Source organism: Pseudonocardia nigra (genome assembly GCF_019396355.1).
Lineage (GTDB): Bacteria > Actinomycetota > Actinomycetes > Mycobacteriales > Pseudonocardiaceae > Pseudonocardia > Pseudonocardia nigra.
Window position 1 is genome coordinate 37,738 of the sequence record NZ_JAHKRK010000045.1, and the last position, 6,675, is coordinate 44,412.

General features: G+C 74.4%; 6 protein-coding genes, 1 tRNA gene, 1 other RNA gene, 1 pseudogene and 1 riboswitch. Of the genes and pseudogenes, 4 read left to right on the plus strand and 5 right to left on the minus strand.

Features of this window, described 5'->3' with window-relative positions; translation table 11 throughout:
* Nucleotides 1–12: 12 nt before the first annotated feature.
* The 3 genes from KME75_RS14255 to KME75_RS14265 all read right to left on the minus strand — a co-directional run bounded on the left by KME75_RS14255 (nucleotide 13) and on the right by KME75_RS14265 (nucleotide 1,564).
* Nucleotides 13–516, minus strand: coding sequence for a hypothetical protein (locus tag KME75_RS14255; protein ID WP_219415115.1), 504 nt, complete (start codon nucleotides 514–516; stop codon nucleotides 13–15).
* A 307-nt stretch (nucleotides 517–823) separates the two neighbouring features.
* Nucleotides 824–1,105 carry a GlsB/YeaQ/YmgE family stress response membrane protein gene (locus KME75_RS14260; RefSeq protein WP_308282768.1) on the minus strand — a complete coding sequence of 94 codons (282 nt, stop codon included), beginning with the start codon at nucleotides 1,103–1,105 and terminating at the stop codon, nucleotides 824–826.
* A 144-nt stretch (nucleotides 1,106–1,249) separates the two neighbouring features.
* The gene (locus tag KME75_RS14265; RefSeq protein ID WP_219415116.1) at nucleotides 1,250–1,564 is read right to left on the minus strand and encodes a DMT family transporter; all 315 of its coding nucleotides are present in this window, start codon (nucleotides 1,562–1,564) and stop codon (nucleotides 1,250–1,252) included.
* A gap of 20 nt (nucleotides 1,565–1,584) precedes the next feature.
* Nucleotides 1,585–1,652: riboswitch (guanidine-III (ykkC-III) riboswitch) on the minus strand.
* Between the two features lie 129 nt (nucleotides 1,653–1,781).
* On the opposite strand from KME75_RS14265, the pseudogene KME75_RS46730 reads away from it, so the two are divergent.
* A pseudogene (locus tag KME75_RS46730) lies at nucleotides 1,782–3,324 on the plus strand (MFS transporter).
* Between the two features lie 8 nt (nucleotides 3,325–3,332).
* Here the strand turns inward: KME75_RS46730 and KME75_RS14275 are convergent.
* Nucleotides 3,333–3,587, minus strand: coding sequence for a hypothetical protein (locus tag KME75_RS14275; protein WP_219415117.1), 255 nt, complete (start codon nucleotides 3,585–3,587; stop codon nucleotides 3,333–3,335).
* Nucleotides 3,588–3,681: 94 nt separating this feature from the next.
* On the opposite strand from KME75_RS14275, the gene KME75_RS14280 reads away from it, so the two are divergent.
* On the plus strand, nucleotides 3,682–4,287 hold the full coding sequence (locus KME75_RS14280; protein WP_219415118.1) for a GDSL-type esterase/lipase family protein: 606 nt from the start codon (nucleotides 3,682–3,684) through the stop codon (nucleotides 4,285–4,287).
* Between the two features lie 57 nt (nucleotides 4,288–4,344).
* On the opposite strand, the gene KME75_RS14285 is transcribed toward KME75_RS14280, so the two are convergent.
* A tRNA-Ser gene (locus tag KME75_RS14285) sits at nucleotides 4,345–4,429 on the minus strand.
* Nucleotides 4,430–4,483: 54 nt separating this feature from the next.
* Between KME75_RS14285 and ffs the strand changes: the two genes are divergently transcribed.
* Nucleotides 4,484–4,578: signal recognition particle sRNA small type (gene ffs, locus KME75_RS14290), an RNA gene on the plus strand.
* A gap of 125 nt (nucleotides 4,579–4,703) precedes the next feature.
* On the plus strand, nucleotides 4,704–6,675 hold a 1,972-nt coding region (locus tag KME75_RS14295), incomplete at its 3' end, for a DNA polymerase III subunit gamma and tau (RefSeq protein WP_219415119.1).

The following is a 6,675-nucleotide window of genomic DNA, read 5'->3' on the forward strand; positions in this document are numbered from 1 at the left end:
CGGTGCGGCCGGTCAGGACGGTTCGCTGACCTCGACCACGAACTCGACGGTCCGGTCGTCGATCGTGCCGGTGACGGTCCAGCAACCCGCTTCCGGGAACGTCACCGACGCGGGCCAGAACACCAGCTCCCCGGTGCCGAACGCCCGGCTGAGCTCCTCGACACGGCCGGTGGCCTCGCCGGGGGCATCGCGGCGGGTCGCCGTGACCACCGGCGGGCCGAGGGTCGCCGTCGGCGCGCCGTCGGCGAAGGTCACCCACGGGAAGCGCAGGACCAGCGCCTCGCCGTCCACCTTCGCCGGGTAGTCCGGAAGGCCGACCCACAGGTCACCGTTGCCGAACCACGAGCGGGTGAGCGACAGCGCGGGCGGACGGCCCGCGGGCGGGCTCGCCTCGGTCTCGACGCAGCGGGCCTCGATCGGCACGGCAGCCAGCTGCGCCGGATGTTCCTCGGCGATCGAGCACCCGGCGAGCAGGCAGAACGCTGCAGCGCCGATCAGCGCGCGAAACGGTGGCATCGTCGTCCCCCGTCATCGGAATGATCGGGAAGACTAGGGGGTACTCCGCTGGGTTGGCTACCCGCCGTCAACACAAACGTGGCAAACGGGGGATGTCGTCACGAGCAGCGACGATCCCCTTCCGTGCGGTTGCATCGCACATGGTGCATGCGTGGGTGATGAGGGGTCCTTCATCTCTGTCTCACGGAGGTCGCCGGTTCCGTTCCTAGCGCCCCGAGCGGCGGGATCTCCCGCCGTCCGACGGACGCAGCACCGGGGCGCGCCGGCCCCACGCGGTGGTTGGGGCCGGCGCCCGCCGGTGTCCTCGTCAGCGACGCAGGGAGCGCCTGCCGGCCACGCCGGCCACGATGAACACGCCGATCGCGGCGAGCACGACCTGGACGAGCAGCTCGCCCCAGTCGATGCCCGGCGTCGCCGTGGCGATGCCCATGAGGTTGGCCAGCCAGGTTCCGATCAGGGCGGCCACGATGCCGACGGCGATCGTGAGCGCGATCGAGATGTTCTGGCGGCCGGGGACCAGCAGCCGACCCAGCGCACCGATGATGGCACCCACCACGATCGCGACGATGATGCTCCAGATGACGCCCACGGTTCCTCCCGCGATACGGGGGCCGCTCACGACGGCCCGCTGAAGCGGGTGTTCCCCGTAGCGACGAGCGGGATGCATGGTCGGGCGGGCCGGCGGCGACGTTGACCCGGAAGCCGGATACCGGTGCACCCGGCCGCAGGAACGTCAGTGCAGGAACTTCAGGCCGACGACCCCGCCGACGATCGCGACGAGGCAGAGCAGGCGGGCCGTCGTGACCGGCTCACCGAGCACGGCCATCCCGTACAGGGCCGTGCCGACGGCGCCGATCCCGACCCAGACCGCGTACCCGGTGCCGACGGGGATGGTCCGCAGCGCGTACGCCAGGCCGGCCATGCTGAGGACGAGCGCGACGCCGAACACGAGGGACGGGACGAGCCGGGTGAAGCCCTCCGACCGGCTCAGGGCCGCGGCCCACACGGTCTCCAGCAGACCCGAGACGACCAACACGATCCACGCCATGATGACGAGCACCTCCAGAGGTGGCGTCGTCTTGTCGTGCCGGGTACGACGCGCTCGTCCGGGGGTGCCGCGGGGCTGCGGGCCCACACCGGACGGTACCCGCTCGGGGCTCGCACGGCCGGGATCGTGAGCGTTCTGACCCGTCCGACCGGTGATCCTGCCCGCACGTCGGTGGCGAGCTTGACCTCAAGTGAGGTTCAGTTCACAGCGTGCCGCCGTGACCACGGAACCGAGCATCCGGGCAGGCCGCCGCGAATGGCTGGGCCTCGCCGTCCTCGTCCTCCCGACGGTGCTGATCTCGATCGACGTCGGGGTCCTCCACCTCGCGATCCCGAAGCTGAGCGCGGACCTGCGGCCGACGAGCTCGCAGCTGCTGTGGATCACCGACAGCTACGGGTTCCTCATCGCCGGGTTCCTCATGACGATGGGCGCGCTCGGGGACCGGGTGGGCCGCAGGCGCCTGCTGCTCGTCGGCGCGGCCGGGTTCGGCGTCGCCTCGGCGCTGGCCGCGCTCGCGCCGACGGCCGAGCTGCTGATCGCGGCCCGCGCACTGCTCGGGGCGACCGCCGCGACGCTCATGCCGTCGACGCTCTCGCTGATCCGCACGATGTTCCTCGACCCGGCGCAGCGCACCGCGGCCATCAGCATCTGGATGACCGGGTTCACCGGGGGCATGGTGATCGGGCCGCTCGTCGGCGGCGTACTCCTCGAACAGTTCTGGTGGGGATCGGTGTTCCTGCTGCGCGTGCCGGTCATGGCGCTGCTGCTCCTCGCCGGGCCCGCCCTGCTGCCCGAGTACCGCGACCCACAGGCCAGGGGCGTGGACGCGCCGAGCGTGCTGCTGTCGATCGCGGCCGTCATCGCGGCGATCTACGGGCTGAAGGAGATCGCCGCCTACGGATGGGACGTCCTGCCGGTGCTCGCGCTGGTCGCCGGCGTCGCGCTCGGGGTGGTGTTCGTCCGGCGGCAGCGCCGGGTGGCCAACCCGCTGCTCGACCTGCAGCTGTTCTCCGGCGGGCCTTCAGCGTCTCGCTGGGCACGCTGATGCTGGTGATCCTGGTCGGCCCCGGCCTCGGCCTGATCACGTCGCAGTACCTGCAGCGGGTGCTCGGCATGAGCCCGTTGGCGCCGGGCCTGTGGACGCTGCCGCAGACGGCCGCGGTGATCGTCGGCTTCCTGGTCTCGCCCGCACTGGCCCCCGCTACCGCACCGGCACCGTCGCGGCAGTCGGGCTGCTCGTCGGCGCGGCCGGGGTGGCGCTGCTGACCCAGGCCGGGTCGGAGGGCCTGGCCGTGGTCGTCGCCGGTCTGACGTTGTTCTTCCTCGGCGGTGCGCCGCTGCTCGTGCTCGGCACGGACCTGGTGGTGGCCTCGGCGCCGCCGCAACGCGCGGGCGCCGCGTCCGCGCTCTCCGAGACGGCGCAGGAGTTCGGGGGCGCGCTCGGGCTCGCACTGCTCGGCAGCGTGGCCGCGGCGATCTACCGGAACGAGATCGTCGTGCCCGACGGTGTGCCCGTCGAGGCCGCGGAGGCGGCGCGCGACACGCTCGGCGGCGCTGCCGCGACCGCGGGTGAGCTGCCGCCCGAGCTCGCCGGACCGCTGTGGGACGGGGCGCGAGCCGCGTTCACGTCAAGGATGCAGACCGCGGCGGTGATGGCCGCGGCGGTGCTGCTCGTCGTGGCCGGCCTGGCCGGTGTGCTGCTCCGGCGCACCGGCCCGGCCACGCCGGTCGCCGATGCGCCGGCCGCAGGCGTCCACTGAGCGGGGGACTATTGCTCCTCGCGACGCCGCTGGGCCTCGGGATCGGCGTCGCGACGTGCGGCCGCGGTCCAGCGCAGGTCGTCGCCGAGGCCGAACCCCATCCGGAAGTTGCCGCGCAGGTCGCGCCGGGTCTCCCGGAGCGCGAACCAGGTGCCGGTGCCGCGGAGGCGCCGCCCGCGGCGCCGGGCGCGAACGTCCTGCACCGCCGCGCCGACGAGGGCGAGCACCACGACGACGGCGATCGTCAGGAAGATCGCCGTCATCGCCCGCTCCCGCCTCGTCGGTGTCCCCACTGTGCCAGCGGATGTGATGCATGTCCCGCCGCCCGTGCCTGCCTGGGGCTGTGAGACTCCTCGAGTGGTCCGGGACCTGAGGGTGTTCTTCGTCGGGGACTCGTTCGTCGCGGGGGTCGGGGATCCGGAGGACCGCGGCTGGGTGGGCAGGCTGGCCGCGCGGACGCACCGGGAGGACCTGCCGCTCACGGGCTACAACCTCGGCGTCCGCAGGGACACCAGCGATGACGTGTGCCGTCGCTGGGCGACCGAGGTCGCCGCCCGGCGTGCCGAGGGCTGTGAGGAACGCCTCGTCCTGTCCTTCGGGGTCAACGACACCACGGTGGAGGGCGGAGTGCCGCGGGTGGACCCCGCGCGGAGCGTCGCGAACCTGCTCGCGGTCGCCGAGGGCGCCGCGGCGACCGGGCTCCCGCTGCTCGTGGTCGGTCCGCCACCGGTCGACGACCCCGCGCAGATCGAGCGGATCGCCGGGCTCGACGAGAGGTTCGCCGCGACCTGCGCCGCGGCCGGCGTGCCGTACGTGCGTGTCGTCGCGGCGCTGCTGGCCGAGCCGCGCTGGATGCGCGAGGTGCGGGTCGGGGACGGGGCGCACCCCGCGGCCACCGGCTACACCCTGCTCTCCGACCTCGTGCTGCCGGCGTGGCGCCGGTGGATCGGGACCGGCCCGTAACGGCCGAACGCCGGGCCACCCATAGGGCGGACCCGGCGTTCTCGCTGCTCACAGCGGCGGAGGATGCGGGATTCGAACCCGCGAGGGCGTGAACCCAACACGCTTTCCAAGCGTGCGCCATAGGCCACTAGGCGAATCCTCCGTGTCGAAGCATAGCCGGGTCGACGCGGCCGCCTGCGCCCGGTCTACACTCGTCCCCGGACCCCGCGCGGCGTCCATCCTGTGAACTCCCCCAGGGCCGGAAGGCAGCAAGGGTCAACGGGCTCTGGCGGGTGCGCGGGGTCCCCTTCGCTCGTCGGGAGCGCTCGCCCCGACTCGCTCATCGTGTCTCCGGGGGCGATGCCCCCAGGCCCCACCCGTCGTCTCGGTTGTTCCCCGGCGTTCCGCTGTCGGTGCCGGTCGGTAGCCTCGCGCCCGTGGCGCTGGCTCTGTACCGGAAGTACCGCCCGGCGAAGTTCGCCGAGGTGGTCGGGCAGGAACACGTCACGGAGCCGCTGAGCACGGCGCTGTCGGCCGGCCGCGTCAACCACGCGTACCTGTTCTCCGGCCCCCGCGGCTGCGGCAAGACGTCCTCGGCGCGGATCCTGGCGCGGTCGCTGAACTGCGAGCTCGGCCCCACCCCCGACCCGTGCGGGGTCTGCCCGTCGTGCGTCTCGCTGGCCCCGGGTGGGCCGGGCAACATCGACGTCACCGAGCTCGACGCGGCGTCCCACGGCGGCGTCGACGACACGCGGGAGCTGCGCGACCGCGCGTTCTTCGCGCCCGCCGAGTCGCGCTACCGCGTGTTCATCGTCGACGAGGCGCACATGATCACCACGCAGGGCTTCAACGCCCTGCTGAAGATCGTGGAGGAGCCGCCGGAGCACCTCGTGTTCGTCTTCGCCACCACGGAGCCGGACAAGGTGCTGCCCACCATCCGCTCCCGCACCCATCACTACCCCTTCCGGCTCATCCCTCCCGGCACGCTGCGGAAGCTGCTGGAGAGCATCTGCGCCGACGAGGGCGCCGTGGTCGCCCCGGCGGTCTACCCACTGGTGCTGCGCGCGGGCGGCGGCTCGGCGCGCGACACGCTGTCCGTGCTCGACCAGCTGCTCGCGGGCGCCGGCCCGGAGGGCATCACCTACGAGCGGGCCGTCGCGCTGCTCGGGGTCACCGACGTGGCGCTGATCGACGACGTCGTCGACGCACTGGCCGCCTCCGACGGCGCCGCGGTCTTCGAGTCCGTCGACCGCATGGTGGAGGCCGGGCACGACCCCCGCCGCTTCGCCTCCGACCTCCTGCAGCGCCTGCGCGACCTCACCCTGCTGCAGGCCGTTCCCGAGGCAGCCGAGCGCGGGCTGGTGGAAGCCGCGGAGGACGAGCTCGCGCGGATGACCGAGCAGGCGGGCAAGATCGGCCCCGCCGCCCTCGCCCGCTACGGCGAGATCGTGCACACCGGGCTCACCGAGATGCGCGGCGCCACCGCGCCCCGGCTGCTCCTCGAACTGTTGTGCGCGCGGATGCTGCTGCCCGCGGCCACCGTCGCCGAGCCGGGCATGCTGGAGCGCCTCGAACGGCTGGAACGGCGCAACGCGATCGCGCCCGCGCCCCTTCCCGCCGGTGAGACGGCTGCCGAGGCGCCCGACGCGGCCGAGCCGGCCGCCGGACGACGCACGTTCCGCCGCCCGAGCGAACGCACCGAGCCGGCCCCCGCCGCCCAGGCGGTCCCGGCGGCCCCGTCGGCACCACCGCCCTCCGCCGCACCGTCCGATCAGGCGCCCCCCGCCGCCCCGCCGGAGCAGCCGGCGGCGCCCCAGGTCGCTTCGGCCGCTCCGACCGCTCCCGACGGGCCCGCTCCCGAGCGCGGGCGGTCGCCGCAGGAGCGTCCGGCACCCGAGCGTCCGGCACCCGAGCGTCCGGCACCCGGACATCCGGCACCCGAGCGCGCAGCGCAGGAACGGCCCGCCCCCGAACGCCCGGCCGCCTCGGAGCCGGCCCCGGAGCGCCGCGCCCCCGAGCCCGCCGCGGCGCCCACGCCGCCCGCACCGCCCGAGCGCGCAGCCCCGCCGCCGTCCCGCCCCGAGCCCGAGCGGCCTGCCGCACTCGACGCGGCCGCGGTGCGCCGGGCATGGCCGGAGATCCTCGCCGCCGCCAAGGAGCGCAAGAAGCGCACCGCCGCCCTGCTGGTGAGCGCCACCGTGCGCGCGGTCGAGAACGACACCTTGGTGCTCAGCATCGGCACGGCCCCGCTGGCGCGGTTGCTGTCCGAGCAGAGCAACACCGACGTGATCGCCGAGTCGCTGCACGCCGTGCTCGGCGTCCGGTGGCGGGTGCGCTGCGAGCACGGCGACGGTGGCCCGCCGCCGGCCGCGCCGTCCCGCGGGGGCACCCCGCCCGCTGCGCCGCCGC